Source organism: Streptomyces sp. NPDC002853, from assembly GCF_053591915.1.
Window position 1 is genome coordinate 133,414 of the sequence record NZ_JBSFUS010000015.1, and the last position, 15,034, is coordinate 148,447.

The following is a 15,034-nucleotide window of genomic DNA, read 5'->3' on the forward strand; positions in this document are numbered from 1 at the left end:
GAGTGGGGGCGGGCCACGGGCGTGATCAGGGGCCGGGGGTTAGGGGCGTGATGAGTGGGGCGGGCCACGGGAGCTGACCAGCGGGGCGGGCCACGAGCGCTGACCAGCGGGCGGGTTAGGGGCGTGTTCAGTGGGGCGGGCCACGGGCGCTGACCAGGGAGCGGGCCACGGGCGCTGACCAGGGAGCGGGCCACGAGCGCTGACCAGGGAGCGGGTTAGGGGCGTGATGAGTGGGGCGGGCCACGGGAGCTGACCAGCGGGCGGGCCACGGCGACGGGCGTGATCAAGGGCCGAAGCCTGGTCACGGCCGTGGCCGCAGGCCCGGTCACGGGCTTGGTCACGGGCTTGGTCACGAGCCTGGTCACGGGAACGGTCACGGGCCTGGGTCACGGGAACGGTCACGGGGCCGCCACAGGACCAGCTACAGGGCCGGTCACAGGACCAGTCACGGGGCCCGGCCATGAGCCCCAGCCACGGGCCCGCTCATAGGCCCGGCCGCAAGCCCGACCACAGGCCCAATCCCAAACCCGGACACAGACCCCGTCACAAACCCGACCACAGGACCCCGTCACAAGTCCGGCCACAGACCCTAAGCCCGACCACAGACCTCGCCACATACCCGGCCCCAGACCCCGTCAGTACATGATCCCGACGAGGCCGTCTCCCTGCTCGGCGCAGACGAGGCCGCCCGCGCAGCAGGCGCCCCAGCTGCCGGACTCGGGACCGAAGAGGGTCACCCGTTCCCAGTGTTCCGCCGTCGGCCTGGCACGCGAGAGGCGCAGGCCGAGCTTGCCCACGGCCACGTCGGCGGGCGGCGGTCCGCCGGGCGATGTGGGGGCCCCGGGCAGTACGGCCACGATCTCCGCGGCGGGATAACCGAAGAGGTCGATGTCCTCCCAGGCCACCGGAGTCACCTCCGGGCGGTCCGGATGCGCCTGGATCTCCACGCGGGCGAGCCGGTCAGTGAGGCCGGGCCCGCCGCCGCCGAAGGCCAGGACGACGCCGTCGAACTCGGCGTCGAAGTTCCACTCGGGCTCGAAGAGGAGGCCGCCGAGCCAGGCGTCGTGCGCGTGCCGGAGCTCCGCGTACTGATCCAGGGTCAGCCCCATGCACTGCCGGTGCCGCGTGACCTTGTCGGGCGGCAGCAGTTCGAGGACCTCGCCGGGTGCCATCCCGAACTTCAACAGCCCGGAACCGCCCGGCAGTTCTACGCCGACTTCTCGCAACAACTCCAACATTGCACCATTGTTCACCCGTTGACCGAGGTGGCAAGGCTGTTGACGAGATCACACAGAAACCGTTTGCACGGGCGCTGGTCGGCGACGGCCAGGACTACGGTCAGGACTGGGGACGGCTGCCGTGGTTGGCCGCGTGCTTACGGCGTGCCTTCTTCTTGCGACGTCGCTTGGATGACATGCGCTTCCCCTCTCGCCGGGTATGCCGCGGGTGGCATTTCAGGTGTTTTCCACCGTTCCACACGCGGCCCTGCCCGGCGACTGGGACGAGCCACGGCCACGCATGCAAACAAATCGTTCACAACGCTTCATTGACAGCATGACGTGTGCCACCCATGCTGGACGGCATGACCTCCTCCCCCGAGCAGCAGCCCGCCGAGACCGACCCCTTCAGCCCGACGCACCCGGACCAGGTGCGTGCGGGCCGCGCCCCCGCCGCCCTGTTCCGCATCGCCGAGCGCCACGCGGCCACCGACGAGCAGCGGCGCCGGCAGGTGCACGCCACGATCGTCGGTCCGTACGAGGCGGCTCGGCTCGTGACGTTCCTGTTGACCGGAATCGCGGATCGCGAAGAGGGTGAGCCGGAGGTGGACCAGGCAGACATCACCGCGGCGTTGACGCTCATGCCGATGGCGCGCGTCGAGATGGACGAGGTGGAGGCCGGGCTCCTGCAGATGGCGCGCGGTCGCGGCATGACCTGGCCGGAGATCGCCTTCGGCCTCGGCCTCGGCACCCCGCAGGCGGCCAGGCAGCGCTACGAACGGCTGGTCGGCCGCACGGCGATCACCGACCCGGCCGCAACGCCCTCGAACCCGTGAGCCCCGGCCCCCTGAGCCCCCGAGCCCTGCCACCGACGCCGCGCAGCCCGCGCTGCCACCCCTCACGCCCCGTCACCGTCCCCGCCCTCCGACCCCGGCCCCTCACCCAGGCCCCTTACCCACACCCACGCCCGCATGCCGGAGCCACACGTAACTGACGGGTTGCGGAATGTTCCACTCCGCGGCCAGAGCGAGGTCGACCGGCAGGAACCCGGCCCCGCGGTAGCAACGCAGGGCGGCGGTGTTCGCAGGGTGGACGCGCATGAAGATCTCCGTGTAGCCGATACGCAGTGCCTGCTCGGCCAGGCCCCGCACCAGCCTCCGCCCGAAGCCCCGCCCGCGGGCGCCCGGGGCAAGGATGACCCGGGCGAGTTCCGCCTCGCCCTCCTCCTCGTCGCACCACACCTCCCCATAGCCGAGGAGCGCCTCCCCCTCGACCAGCACGCACCCCCGCACATCCCCGTCCAGCTGCCACCCGGCGACCACGCGTGCCGCCAGGGGGAAGTCGCGGAGCCCGCACCACAGGGCGACCTCGGCGGCGGAGGCCGGCCAGCGCGCCACCGTGGCCGCGTCCGCCACGGCAAAGGGTCGAAGCTCCATGTACGATCGCTCCCGCCATGCAGATGAATGCCAACTACACCAGTCTCGTCGCGGTCGGCGACTCCTTCACCGAGGGCATGTCGGACCTGCTGCCCGACGGCAGCTACCGCGGCTGGGCAGATCTGCTCGCCGCCCGGATGGCTGCCGCCTCCCCCGGATTCCGGTACGCCAACCTCGCGGTACGAGGGAAGCTCATCGGGCAGATCGTGGCCGAGCAGGTGGACGTCGCGGCCGCCATGCAGCCCGACGTGATCACCCTGGTGGGCGGCCTCAACGACACCCTGCGCCCCAAGTGCGACATGGTCCGCGTCCGCGACCTCCTGGAAGAGGCGGTCGAACGCCTCGCCCCCGCCTGCAAGCAGCTGGTCCTGATGCGCAGCCCGGGCAGGAACGGCCCCGTGTTCCAGCGTTTCCGCCCGCGCATGGAGGAACTCTTCGTCCACATCGACGAGTTGGCGACACGGCACGGCGCCACGGTCGTGGACCTGTACGGGTCGGTCGCGCTCGGCGATCAGCGCATGTGGGACGTGGACCGGCTGCACCTGACGGCCGAGGGCCACCGCAGGGTCGCCGAAGCGGTGTGGCAGTCCCTCGGCTACGCCCCCGAGGACGACTGGCAGACCCTCCTCCCGGCCACGGCCGCACCGACCTGGGCAGCGCGCCGCGTGGCGGACATCCGCTTCGCCAGACAACACCTGGCCCCCTGGATAGCCCGCCGCCTCACAGGCCGCTCCTCCGGCGACGGCCTCCCGGCCAAACGCCCGGACCTACTGCCTTTCGAGAAGCCCCAGGAATAACCCGCGGTGGGACCGCGGGCGCCGATCCGCGACTCGGGACGCTGGCCGACCTTCTTCCAGTCCTTGATCCATGCCCAGTCCCCGTACCGGCCCGTCACACCCCCGTGAATCAGGCGTCACGACATAGAGCGGCGCGGGCAAACCACCCCAGGGATGACTCACCCGCGCCGTCAGGTTCCGCTTTCTACTCCTCCACCTCGTCCTCGAAGTGCAGGGCGATGGACTGCAGTACGTCCGCCGACGTCACATCGGTGCGTCCTTCGTCGTGTGCCTCCGCCAGCTGCGCGAAGGAGAAGGCGAAGGCCGATGTGATCTGCTCGATGACCGGGCTCAGTTCCCGGCCCACCACCTCGGCGACCTCTATGGCGGTGGCATCGGCGGGGATCTCGATGCGCGGCAGCATCTCCTCCAGCATCGCGCCCACCGCGCCGCTGGGTTCGACCTCGCCGTCAGGGTTCTCCCGTACCTGTCGGCGCATCTCGATCGCCTCGGTCAGGATGCCGACGACTCTTTGGATGATCTCGCGCTGCTCCATGTGGTGAAGCCTAGACGTAGGTGGATCAACGGGAGTTGCGGCACAGCCGGGCACCGGCCGTTGTCAGTGCTCGATGGCACGATGCTCGGAGCCGGACAGAAACAGAACGACGCCCGGCACCGGACGAAAGCGGGAGTGACCATGGGAACTTGGGACGTCGGGCCCTTCGACAACGACACCGCCGCCGATTTCTGCGGAGACCTCGACGACGCCCCTGCCGAGGACCGGCTCGGTCTTGTCCGGGCCGCTCTGGACGACGCCGCCGACGACGGGGAGCTGGACGCCGACGTCGCGGAGACGGCCGTGGCCGCCGCGGCCCTGGTGGCCGCACAGTGCCCGGGCGGCGAGCCCGTCGACCCCGTGTACGGGCCGGAGCAGCCGATACCCGACCTCCTGTCGCTGCGCGGTCCCGCACACCAGGCCCTGGAGCGTGTACTGGCCGAGGGCTCGGAGCAGCTCGACCTGTGGGAGGAGTCCGACGGGGAGCCGTGGCGCAAGGGAGTCGAGACGTTGCGGCGCGTGCTGCGGCCGTCCGCCGAGTAGGCGCCGTCGCGGCAGCGGGTCGGCACCCCCCGTGCCCCTCGCCCCGCGCCCCGCCCCTCCACACCTGGATGATGCTCCAATGACCTGCGCTTTCCGGACTGTACGGACGGTCAAAGAGCAGGTCGGACGGCAGGTAAACTCCGTACACGTGACTGTCGCGCCTGCAAAGCCCCGTATCCCGAACGTCCTCGCCGGGCGTTACGCCTCCGCCGAGCTCGCCACCCTCTGGTCGCCCGAGCAGAAGGTCAAGCTGGAGCGTCAGCTCTGGCTCGCCGTCCTGCGGGCGCAGAAGGACCTGGGGATCGAGGTGCCGGACGCCGCCCTCGCCGACTACGAGCGGGTGCTCGACGACGTCGACCTCGCCTCGATCGCCGAGCGCGAGAAGGTCACGCGCCACGACGTGAAGGCCCGCATCGAGGAGTTCAACGCGCTCGCGGGGCACGAGCAGGTCCACAAGGGCATGACCTCCCGTGACCTGACCGAGAACGTGGAGCAGCTGCAGGTCCGCCTCTCCCTGGAGCTGGTGCGCGACCGCACCGTCGCGGTCCTCGCGCGCCTCGGGAAACTGTCGGGCGAGTACGCGGAGCTGGTCATGGCCGGCCGCTCGCACAACGTCGCCGCCCAGGCGACGACCTTGGGCAAGCGCTTCGCGACGACCGCCGACGAGCTGCTCGTCGCGTTCCGCCGCATCGACGACCTGCTGCGCCGCTACCCCCTGCGCGGCATCAAGGGCCCCGTCGGCACGGCCCAGGACATGCTCGACCTGCTCGGCGGCGACGCCGACAAGCTGACCGAGCTCGAGCAGCGCATCGCCGGGCACCTCGGCTTCGACCGCGCCTTCACCTCGGTCGGCCAGGTCTACCCACGCTCTCTGGACTACGAGGTCGTCACCGCCCTGGTGCAGCTCGCCTCCGGCCCCTCGTCGCTGGCCAAGACCATCCGTCTGATGGCCGGGCACGAGCTCGTCACCGAGGGCTTCAAGCCGGGTCAGGTCGGCTCGTCCGCCATGCCGCACAAGATGAACACCCGCTCCTGCGAGCGCGTCAACGGCCTCACGGTCATCCTGCGCGGCTATGCGTCGATGACCGGCGAGCTGGCGGGCGACCAGTGGAACGAGGGCGACGTCTCCTGCTCGGTCGTACGCCGTGTCGCCCTGCCGGACGCGTTCTTCGCGCTCGACGGGCTCCTGGAGACCTTCCTGACCGTCCTCGACGAGTTCGGCGCGTTCCCGGCCGTCGTCGCCCGCGAGCTGGACCGCTACCTCCCCTTCCTCGCCACGACCAAGGTCCTGATGGCCTCGGTGCGGGCGGGCGTCGGCCGCGAGGAGGCCCACGAGGCCATCAAGGAGAACGCCGTCGCCTCCGCGCTCGCCATGCGCGAGCAGGGCGCCGAGCGCAACGAACTCCTCGACAAGCTCGCCGCGGACTCCCGCATCCCGCTGGACCGCGCGGAGCTGGACGCCCTCATGGCCGACAAGCTGTCGTTCACGGGCGCGGCGAGCGACCAGGTCGCCGTCGTCGTCGCGCAGATCGAGGCCCTGCTCAAGGAGCACCCCGAGGCCGCGGCCTACGCTCCGGGCGCCATTCTCTGAGCGCCGGGCCGGGCCACGCCTAGCGCGTCGCGCGGTGCTCGCCCTTGCCCGCCCTGCGGATCCGCAGCGCGACAAAGGCGAGCACCGCGAGCGCGACCACGGCGAGCACGCCCTTGGAGTACAGGCCGACCAGCTCGCTGACCTGGTGCCAGCGCGAGCCGAGTGCGTGGCCGATCAGGATGAAGACCGCGTTCCAGATCAAGCTGCCCGCGGTCGTCAGGGCGAGGAAGACGGGCAGGCGCATCCGCTCCACGCCCGCCGGGACCGAGATCATGCTGCGGAAGATCGGGATCATCCGGCCGAAGAAGACCGCCTTGGTGCCGTGCCGGGCGAACCACTTCTCCGTGCGCTCGATGTCGGACGCCTTCACGAGCGGAAGACGGGCCGCGATGGCCACGGTGCGGTCCCGGCCGAGCAGCGCGCCGATCGCGTAGAGCGCGAGTGCGCCGATCACGGAGCCCGCCGTGGTCCAGAGCAGGACCGTGATCAAGCCGAACTTGCCCTGGCTCGCGGCGAATCCGGCGAGGGGCAGGATCACCTCGCTGGGCAGTGGCGGGAACAGGTTCTCCAGGGCGATGGCCGCTCCGGCGCCGACGGCGCCGAACGAGTCCATGAGATCGGCGGCCCAGCCCGCGACACCGCCGACGGGGGCTTCGTTCGCGGCAGCCGAGGATGCGTACGCGGCAGTGAGGATCATGCACTCGACGCTACGTAAACCGTGGCGCGCGACGGTATGAGGGCGGCCACACAGGTCGTGTGCGGTGGACCGCAGGGCAGCTTTGTGGTTTTCCGCAGTCCCCGCGGCCCGGCCGTTGGGCTAGCGTCACCGATCATGCGTACGCATCTCAAGCGCTGGCTCAGAGTGACCGTCGGCGTCCTCGTCGGCGCCCTCACCGGCCTCGTCGAGCTGGCCTTCGCCCTGGTGGCCGGCTTGTGGCTGCTGGCCACTCTCGGGCGGCGCACCGGGCGCGGCGCCGAGGCCCGGATCGTGGACGGAGCCCGGCGGCTCGCCGAGCTGGAGCGGCGCCGCATGACCGCCTTCTTCCGCACGGAGCTCGCCACGCCGCCGACCGGCCTGCCCGCCGTGAACTACATCGCGTCGCGCTGGGCGGTCGGACTGCTCGGCGGTGTCGTGCTCGGCTGCGCGCTCCTCGGTGCGGGTTACGCCTCGCTGGCGGTGTGGGGCTGGTTCGTCGCCGACATCGACTCCCCCGTCACCCTGGTCCTCTCCTCGATCGGCGGCCTCTTCCTGTTCTACCTGTGTGTGCAGGGCACGTACGGCGTCGCGCTTGCGGACGAGCGGCACGCCCGGCGGTACCTCGGCCCGAACGACGGGCAGCTCATGGAACGCAGGATCGGCGAACTGGTCGCGAGCCGCGCCGGTGTGGTGGAGGCCGTGCACGACGAGCGGCGCCGCATCGAACGTGATCTGCACGACGGGGTCCAGCAGCGCATCGTCGCCCTCGGCATGCTGCTCGGCAGGGCCCGCCGTGCCTCCGAGCCGGAGAAGTCCGCGCGGCTCCTCGCCCAGGCGCACGAGGAGACCCAGCAGGCCCTGGTCGAACTGCGCGAGGTCGCCTGGCGCGTCTACCCCGCGACGCTCGACGAGGGTGGGCTCGCCGCCGCCCTGGGGACGGTCGCCGAGCGGGCCGCGATCCCCGTACGCCTGCACTGCGATCTGCACGAGACCCCGCCGCCGACCGCGCAGGCCGTGGCGTACTTCGTGGCCGCCGAAGCCGTCACCAACGCCGTCAAGCACTCGGGCGCCACCCTCGTCACCGTCCACGGCGAACGGCGAAATGCCGTGCTGCATTTGCGCGTCGAGGACAACGGGCGGGGCGGCGCCGACCCGTCCGGCAGCGGTCTGCTCGGCCTCGCCCGGCGCGTGGCCGCCCTGGACGGAACCCTCACGGTGGAGAGCCCCGCCGGTGGGCCCACCCTCATCACCGCGGAGCTCCCATGCGCGTAATGCTCGCCGACGACTCGACGCTGCTGCGGGAGGGCCTGGCCCGGCTGCTCGTGGACGAGGGTCACACGGTCACGGCCTCGGTCGGTGACGCGCGGGCGCTGCTCGCCGCCGTGGCCGAGGATCCGCCGGACGCCGCCGTGATCGACGTACGGATGCCGCCCACGCACACCGACGAGGGGCTGCGGGCCGCACTCGAGATCCGGGCGAAGTGGCCGCGGACGAGCACCCTCGTCCTGTCGCAGTACGTCGAACGCCGTTACGCCACCGAGCTGTTGACCACCGCGACCGAAGGTGTGGGCTACCTGCTCAAGGACCGGGTCGTCCAGGTCGACGAGTTCCTGGACGCCCTGGAGCGGGTGGCGTCGGGCCAGACGGCCTTCGACCCCGAGGTCGTACGGCAGTTGCTGACCCTCAGCAGTCACACCGACCCGCTCCAGCGTCTGACCCCGCGCGAGCGCGAGGTGCTCGGCAAGATGGCGCAGGGGCACACGAACGCGGCGATCGCCGGCCAGCTCCATGTCTCGCAGAGCGCCGTCGAGAAGTACATCAACGCGATCTTCGACAAGCTGGAGCTGACCGGGACGACCGGTTACAGCCGCCGTGTGCTGGCCGTCCTGCGTTATCTCGGGTCCTGAGCGGCTCGGTCACGGGGGCATCGGGCTACAGGCCGACGTCCCTGCTGCGGAAGTCCTCCAGGGACTCGCGCCGTACCAGGAGCCGCGCGTGCCCGTCGGCGACGGCCACCACGGGCGGGCGCCCGACGAGGTTGTAGCCGGACGCCATGGACAGGTGGTAGGCCCCGGCCACCGGCACCCCCAGGATGTCTCCGGGCCTGACGTCGCCCGGCAGCTCGGTGTCGGAGGCGAGTACGTCACCCGCCTCGCAGTGCCGCCCGACGACGGTCACCGGCGCGGAGGCCACGGTGGAGTGCCGGCCGATCAGGCGCGGCGCGTACCGCACGCCGTACAGCGCGGGTCGCGGGTTGTCGCTCATCCCGCCGTCCACGGCGACGAAGGTGCGCCCGCCGGTGCGCTTGACGGCGAGCACGCGGTAGAGGGCCACTCCGGCGGGGCCCGCGATGGCGCGCCCGGGTTCGATGAGCAGCTTGGGCACGGTGAGCCCGGCAGCGGCGCAGCTCACGGTCAGTTCGGCGCGCACCTTGCGGGCGAGGGCGGTGATGTCGAGTGCCGCCTCACCGGGGCGGTAGGCGATGCCGTGGCCGCCGCCGAGGTCCAGTTCGGGGAGGGTGACGCCGTGCTGCTCCTTGACGCGGGCCATCAGGCCGACCAGACGGCGTACGGCGGCAAGGAACGGCTTCTCGGTGGTGATCTGCGAGCCCAAGTGGCAGTGCAGGCCGGTCAGTTCAAGGCCGTGCTGGCCGAGGATGCGGGCGATGGCGTGCTGCGCGGAACCATCCGTGATCGACAGGCCGAACTTCTGGTCGTCGGTCCCGGTGCGGATCTTGGCGTGGCCGCCCGCCGCGATGCCCGGCACCACCCGCACCAGCACTTTCTGGCGACTGCCCGGCGGTACGGCGGCGGCGAGCCGCGCGATCTCGGAGGCGCTGTCGATGACGATGCGCCCGACGCCGAGCCGCAGCGCGGCCTCCAGGTCGTGCGGGCTCTTGGCGTTGCCGTGCAGCACGATGCGCTCGGCGGGGAAGCCCGTGGTGACGGCGAGCTCCAGTTCCCCGGCGGAACAGACGTCGAGCCCGAGCCCTTCCTCCGCCACCCAGTGGGCCATCGCGCGGCACAGGAACGCCTTGGCCGCGTAGTGCACTTCGGCATCGGGGAAGGCGTGCAGGTACGTACGGCAACGCGTTCGTACGTCGTTTTCGTCGATGAGGTACGCCGGGGTGCCGAAACGCCCGGCGAGCTCGGTGAGCGGTACTCCGCCGACGGCGAGGTCGCCGCGGGGCAGCCGTGTGGTGGACGCGGGCCAGACGGACAGGTCGTCGTCAGCGGTGGCGTCGGGGGTCAGGGGGTCGTACAGGGTGGTCATGGGCCGTCTCTCTCTTCGCCTCGTCCTCGTCCCGCCTTCTCGGTCCTCAGCCGATCCAGGCGGTCAGTGCGCCGACCAGCGCGGCGGCTCCCGTGACGCGCAGCGCGCCGACCGCCCGCGGGTCCCACTCGCGCCGGTCGGGGGTGCGCCGCCGGGGCGCCCCGACGGGGTGCGCGGCGAGCCGCGGGTCGACGGTGACCTCGCGGACGCCGAGCGGCTCGGCGAGGGTGCGCAGCGCGGGCTCCGAGAGCCTGATCCAGGCCTGGCGGTCGCCGAGGGCGGCGCTGAGCCGCTGGGGCGTGGTGAAGGCGACGGCGGTGCGGCCGCCCACGGGGGTGCGGAACAGGCGGGCGACGCAGCCCGCGGGTCCCGGCCGGACGGGGACGAAGAGCGGTCCGGCCGGGCCGGGTTCGGAGGGCTCGGGGTCCTCGCCGCACTGGGGCTCTGTCATGGGGTTCCTCCTTGAGGATGCCGGGGCCGGACGAGGCCCCGGGGGCATGTGGTGACGCTATGCCCGGCACCAGGTGCCGACCGAGCCTTCATGACGGGACGTTGACGAAAGGGGGACCCGCGTTGACGGGGGCTTGACGCCCGCCGCGGCGCCGGTGCCCGCATTGCCCGCACATCTGTCGCAGACGGCTTGCTCCGCTGCCGGGCGACCGCGTTGCCGCGGCTCTCGCAGCGCATCGGCCACGAGCCGGCCCGGGGAGTCCGCAGGGCCTCTGGCCTGGAACGACTCCGGAGCGGACACGGAAGGGCCCGGGTCGCGCCCCGCCGTAGCCGCCCGCTCGTTTGAGATCAAGAGACTGCGGGAGAGGCCAAGGTCACAGCCCTGGACGGCACCGAGTGCCAGGGTTTCCGCCCTAGCATCATGCCCATGACGGTCCTGCCTGACGACGGGCTTTCCCTGGCCGCCGAGTTCCCTGATGCGACCCATGAGCAGTGGCAGCGCCTGGTGGAAGGCGTACTGCGCAAATCGGGTAAGGACGTATCGGGGCCGGCCGCCGAAGAAGCGCTGTCCACCGCACTCGAGGACGGGCTCAGCACCCGCCCCCTGTACACCGCCCGAGAAGCCGCGCCTGACGCCGGTTACCCGGGTTTCGCCCCCTTTGTCAGGGGCGGCACCGCCGCGGGCAGTGCCGTGGCCGGCTGGGACGTACGGCAGCGGCACGCGGCCACGGACCCCGCGGCCTCGAACGAGACCGTGCTCGCGGACCTGGAGAACGGCGTCACCTCACTGTGGCTCGGCGTCGGCCCCGGCGCGCTCCCGGTCTCCGGCATCGAGCGCGCCCTGGAGGGCGTCTTCCTCGACCTGGCGCCGGTCGCGATGGACGCGGGCGCCGAATTCGAGCCCGCGGCCCACGAGTTGTTCCGCCTGTACGAGGAGCGGGGCATCCCCAAGGACTCCGCGCGCGGCACCCTCGGCGCGGACCCCCTCGGCCATGAGGCCCGCACCGGCGAGCGGCTGGACCCGGCCGCCGCGACCGAGCTGGCCCGGCTGTGCGGCCAGGAGTACCCGAACCTGCGAGCGCTGACCGTCGACGCCCTGCCCTACCACGAGGCGGGCGGCTCGGCCGGGCAGGAGCTCGGCGCATCGCTCGCCACGGCGGTCGCCTACCTGCGCGTGTTGACCGAGGCAGGACTGACGGTCGAGGCGGCCTGCGCCCAGCTGGAGTTCCGGTACGCGGCCACCGCCGATCAGTTCCTGACCATCGCGAAGCTGCGGGCGGCCCGGCGGCTCTGGGCCCGCGTGGCCGAGGTCTGCGGCGCGCCGGACGCGGGGGCGCAGCGCCAGCACGCGGTGACCTCGCCGGTGATGATGTCGCGCCGCGACCCATGGGTGAACATGCTGCGGACGACCGTGGCCTGCCTCGGCGCGGGCGTCGGCGGCGCCGACTCCGTCACCGTCCTGCCCTTCGACCACTCGCTCGGTCTGCCGGACGCGTTCGCGCGCCGTATCGCCCGCAACACCTCGACGATCCTCCTGGAGGAGTCGCACCTCGCCAAGGTGATCGACCCGGCGGGCGGCTCCTGGTACGTGGAACGGCTCACGGATGAACTGGCCCACGCGGGCTGGGAGTTCTTCCAGGAGATCGAGCGCGCGGGCGGCCAGGCCGCGGCGCTGCGCTCCGGTCTGATCGGTGAGCGTCTCGCCGCCACCTGGGCCAAGCGCAGCGAGAAGCTGGCCAAGCGGCGTGAACCGATCACCGGTGTCAGCGAGTTCCCGAACCTGTCGGAGCGTCCGGTCGAGCGCGATGCCCCGCCCGCCGAGGCGTCCGGCGGTCTGCCGCGGGTGCGCCGCGACGAGGCGTACGAGGTCCTGCGCTCCCGCTCGGACGCGCACCTCGCCGCGACGGGGGCCCGCCCCCGGGTGTTCATCGCCGGGCTCGGCCCGGCCGCCGCGCACACCGCGCGGGCCTCCTTCGCGTCGAACCTCTTCCAGGCGGGCGGCATCGAAGCCGTGCACGACCCGGTCACGGTGGACGCGACGACGGCCGCCGAGGCGTTCAGGGCCAGCGGCGCCACGGTCGCGTGCCTCTGCTCCAGCGACGCGCTGTACGAGGAGCAGGCCGACGAGGTCGCCGCCGCGCTCAAGTCGGCGGGCGCGCGGCGGGTGTTCCTCGCGGGACGGCCCGCCGAGCGCCCCGGTGTCGACGCGTACGTCTTCGCGGGCTGCGACGCCGTGTCCGTGCTCTCCTCCACCCTCGACCACATGGGAGTGGCGTAATGGCGATCCCCGACTTCTCCGGCATCGGCCTGATGCCGGACGCCTCATCCGCGGCCCCGGAATCCGAGGTCTCCAAGGACCAGTGGCGCACCGCCGTCAAGGAGACCACCGGCAAGGCCGACGACGACCTCCTGTGGGAGACGCCCGAAGGCATCGCGGTCAAGCCGCTCTACACGGGCGCCGACCTTGAGGGCGTCGACTTCCTGGAGACGTACCCCGGTGTCGCGCCGTACCTGCGCGGCCCCTACCCGACGATGTACGTCAACCAGCCCTGGACCATCCGCCAGTACGCGGGATTCTCCACCGCCGAGGAGTCCAACGCCTTCTACCGCCGCAACCTCGCGGCAGGGCAGAAGGGCCTCTCGGTCGCCTTCGACCTGCCGACCCACCGCGGTTACGACAGCGACCACCCGCGGGTGACGGGTGACGTCGGCATGGCGGGCGTGGCGATCGACTCGATCTACGACATGCGTCAGCTCTTCGACGGCATCCCGCTGGACAAGATGACGGTGTCGATGACGATGAACGGTGCCGTGCTCCCCGTGCTCGCGCTGTACATCGTGGCCGCCGAGGAACAGGGCGTACCGCCCGAGAAGCTGGCCGGGACCATCCAGAACGACATTCTCAAAGAGTTCATGGTCCGCAACACCTACATCTATCCGCCCAAGCCCTCGATGCGGATCATCTCCGACATCTTCGCGTACACCTCGCAGAAGATGCCGCGCTACAACTCCATCTCCATCTCCGGCTATCACATCCAAGAGGCGGGCGCGACAGCCGACTTGGAGCTGGCGTACACCCTCGCCGACGGCGTGGAGTATCTGCGGGCCGGTCAGGAAGCGGGCCTGGACGTCGACGCGTTCGCGCCGCGGCTCTCCTTCTTCTGGGCGATCGGCATGAACTTCTTCATGGAGGTCGCCAAGCTCCGCGCGGCACGCCTCCTCTGGGCGAAGCTGGTCAAGCAGTTCGACCCGAAGAACGCCAAGTCCCTCTCCCTGCGCACCCATTCGCAGACCTCGGGCTGGTCGCTCACCGCGCAGGACGTGTTCAACAACGTCACGCGTACGTGCGTCGAGGCGATGGCGGCGACGCAGGGCCACACCCAGTCGCTGCACACGAACGCCCTCGACGAGGCGCTCGCCCTGCCCACCGACTTCTCCGCCCGCATCGCCCGCAACACCCAGCTGCTCATCCAGCAGGAGTCGGGCACGACGCGGACGATCGACCCGTGGGGCGGCAGCGCGTACGTCGAGAAGCTGACGCACGACCTGGCGCGGCGCGCCTGGCAGCACATCGAGGAGGTCGAGGCGGCGGGCGGCATGGCGCAGGCCATCGACGCGGGCATCCCCAAGCTGCGCGTCGAGGAGGCCGCGGCGCGTACGCAGGCCCGCATCGACTCGGGGCGCCAGCCGGTCATCGGCGTCAACAAGTACCGCGTGGAGACCGACGAGCAGATCGACGTCCGCGCGGTCGACAACTCCTCGGTACGCAACCAGCAGATCGCCAAGCTGAAGCGGCTGCGCGAGGAGCGCGACGAGGCGGCCTGCCAGGACGCGCTGCGTGCGCTGACGGCGGCGGCCGAGCGTGACCCGGGTCCGGGCCTCGAAGGCAACCTCCTCGCGCTCGCCGTGGACGCGGCCCGCGCGAAGGCCACGGTCGGCGAGATCTCCGACGCCCTGGAGACCTCGTACGGGCGGCACGCGGGGCAGATCCGTACGATCTCCGGTGTGTACCGCACCGAAGCAGGCTCCTCCCCGTCCGTGGAGCGCACCCGCACGCTCGTCGGGTCCTTCGAGGAGGCCGAGGGGCGCCGGCCGCGCATCCTGGTCGCCAAGATGGGCCAGGACGGCCACGACCGCGGCCAGAAGGTCATCGCCACCGCCTTCGCCGACCTGGGCTTCGACGTGGACGTCGGCCCGCTCTTCCAGACCCCGGCGGAGGTCGCACGCCAGGCGGTCGAGGCGGACGTGCACATCGTCGGCGTCTCGTCGCTCGCCGCCGGGCACCTGACCCTCGTACCGGCGCTGCGTGCGGAGCTGGCCGCCGAGGGCCGCGAGGACATCATGATCGTCGTGGGTGGCGTGATCCCGCCGCAGGACGTGCCGACACTCCTGGAGATGGGCGCCGCGGCCGTCTTCCCGCCCGGCACGGTGATCCCGGACGCCGCGTACGACCTGGTGAAGCGGCTGGCGGCCGACCTCGGCCACGAGCTGTGAG

14 protein-coding genes are annotated in these 15,034 nt (G+C 71.7%); 8 read left to right on the forward strand and 6 right to left on the reverse strand.

What is annotated here, in order from left to right; genetic code table 11:
- Nucleotides 1-635: 635 nt before the first annotated feature.
- A complete protein-coding gene (locus ACWD02_RS35880) occupies nt 636-1,238 on the reverse strand; it encodes a hypothetical protein (protein ID WP_451218848.1) in 603 nt (200 codons plus the stop codon).
- Nucleotides 1,239-1,582: 344 nt separating this feature from the next.
- On the opposite strand from ACWD02_RS35880, the gene ACWD02_RS35885 reads away from it, so the two are divergent.
- Nucleotides 1,583-2,053, forward strand: a complete 471-nt coding sequence (locus ACWD02_RS35885) for a DNA-binding protein (protein ID WP_451218851.1) — start codon at nt 1,583-1,585, stop codon at nt 2,051-2,053.
- 102 nt (nt 2,054-2,155) lie between these two features.
- Here ACWD02_RS35885 and ACWD02_RS35890 read toward each other — a convergent pair whose 3' ends face one another.
- Nucleotides 2,156-2,653: a GNAT family N-acetyltransferase gene (locus ACWD02_RS35890; protein WP_451218854.1), complete on the reverse strand. Its 498-nt coding sequence runs from the start codon at nt 2,651-2,653 to the stop codon at nt 2,156-2,158.
- A gap of 17 nt (nt 2,654-2,670) precedes the next feature.
- Between ACWD02_RS35890 and ACWD02_RS35895 the strand changes: the two genes are divergently transcribed.
- Nucleotides 2,671-3,450 (forward strand): SGNH/GDSL hydrolase family protein, encoded by a 780-nt coding sequence (locus ACWD02_RS35895; protein ID WP_451218857.1) that lies wholly within the window; start codon nt 2,671-2,673, stop codon nt 3,448-3,450.
- Between the two features lie 184 nt (nt 3,451-3,634).
- Here ACWD02_RS35895 and ACWD02_RS35900 read toward each other — a convergent pair whose 3' ends face one another.
- On the reverse strand, nt 3,635-3,985 hold the full coding sequence (locus ACWD02_RS35900; RefSeq protein WP_363206557.1) for a hypothetical protein: 351 nt from the start codon (nt 3,983-3,985) through the stop codon (nt 3,635-3,637).
- A 141-nt stretch (nt 3,986-4,126) separates the two neighbouring features.
- On the opposite strand from ACWD02_RS35900, the gene ACWD02_RS35905 reads away from it, so the two are divergent.
- Both ACWD02_RS35905 and purB read left to right on the forward strand, forming a co-directional pair.
- Nucleotides 4,127-4,528 (forward strand): DUF4259 domain-containing protein, encoded by a 402-nt coding sequence (locus tag ACWD02_RS35905; RefSeq protein WP_451218860.1) that lies wholly within the window; start codon nt 4,127-4,129, stop codon nt 4,526-4,528.
- A gap of 148 nt (nt 4,529-4,676) precedes the next feature.
- A complete protein-coding gene (purB, locus tag ACWD02_RS35910; protein ID WP_451218863.1) occupies nt 4,677-6,119 on the forward strand; it encodes an adenylosuccinate lyase in 1,443 nt (480 codons plus the stop codon).
- Nucleotides 6,120-6,138: 19 nt separating this feature from the next.
- Here purB and ACWD02_RS35915 read toward each other — a convergent pair whose 3' ends face one another.
- Nucleotides 6,139-6,816: a DedA family protein gene (locus ACWD02_RS35915; protein WP_451218865.1), complete on the reverse strand. Its 678-nt coding sequence runs from the start codon at nt 6,814-6,816 to the stop codon at nt 6,139-6,141.
- Nucleotides 6,817-6,951: 135 nt separating this feature from the next.
- Here ACWD02_RS35915 and ACWD02_RS35920 point away from each other — a divergent pair, with 135 nt between their 5' ends.
- Complete coding sequence (locus tag ACWD02_RS35920) at nt 6,952-8,088, forward strand: sensor histidine kinase (RefSeq protein ID WP_451218868.1); 1,137 nt, start codon at nt 6,952-6,954, stop codon at nt 8,086-8,088.
- Complete coding sequence (locus ACWD02_RS35925; RefSeq protein WP_451219168.1) at nt 8,088-8,723, forward strand: response regulator transcription factor; 636 nt, start codon at nt 8,088-8,090, stop codon at nt 8,721-8,723. Before ACWD02_RS35920 ends, ACWD02_RS35925 begins: the two co-directional genes overlap by 1 nt.
- A 25-nt stretch (nt 8,724-8,748) precedes the next feature.
- On the opposite strand, the gene lysA is transcribed toward ACWD02_RS35925, so the two are convergent.
- Entirely contained in the window at nt 8,749-10,089 is a 1,341-nt protein-coding gene (lysA, locus tag ACWD02_RS35930; protein WP_451218871.1) for a diaminopimelate decarboxylase, read from the reverse strand.
- A gap of 46 nt (nt 10,090-10,135) precedes the next feature.
- Nucleotides 10,136-10,540, reverse strand: coding sequence for an SAV_915 family protein (locus tag ACWD02_RS35935; protein WP_451218874.1), 405 nt, complete (start codon nt 10,538-10,540; stop codon nt 10,136-10,138).
- Between the two features lie 426 nt (nt 10,541-10,966).
- On the opposite strand from ACWD02_RS35935, the gene mutA reads away from it, so the two are divergent.
- Nucleotides 10,967-12,817 (forward strand): methylmalonyl-CoA mutase small subunit, encoded by a 1,851-nt coding sequence (gene mutA / locus ACWD02_RS35940; RefSeq protein WP_451218877.1) that lies wholly within the window; start codon nt 10,967-10,969, stop codon nt 12,815-12,817.
- Nucleotides 12,817-15,033 (forward strand): methylmalonyl-CoA mutase, encoded by a 2,217-nt coding sequence (scpA, locus tag ACWD02_RS35945; protein WP_451218880.1) that lies wholly within the window; start codon nt 12,817-12,819, stop codon nt 15,031-15,033. The genes mutA and scpA overlap by 1 nt, the downstream gene beginning before the upstream one ends.
- The last annotated feature ends 1 nt before the right edge of the window (nt 15,034 follow it).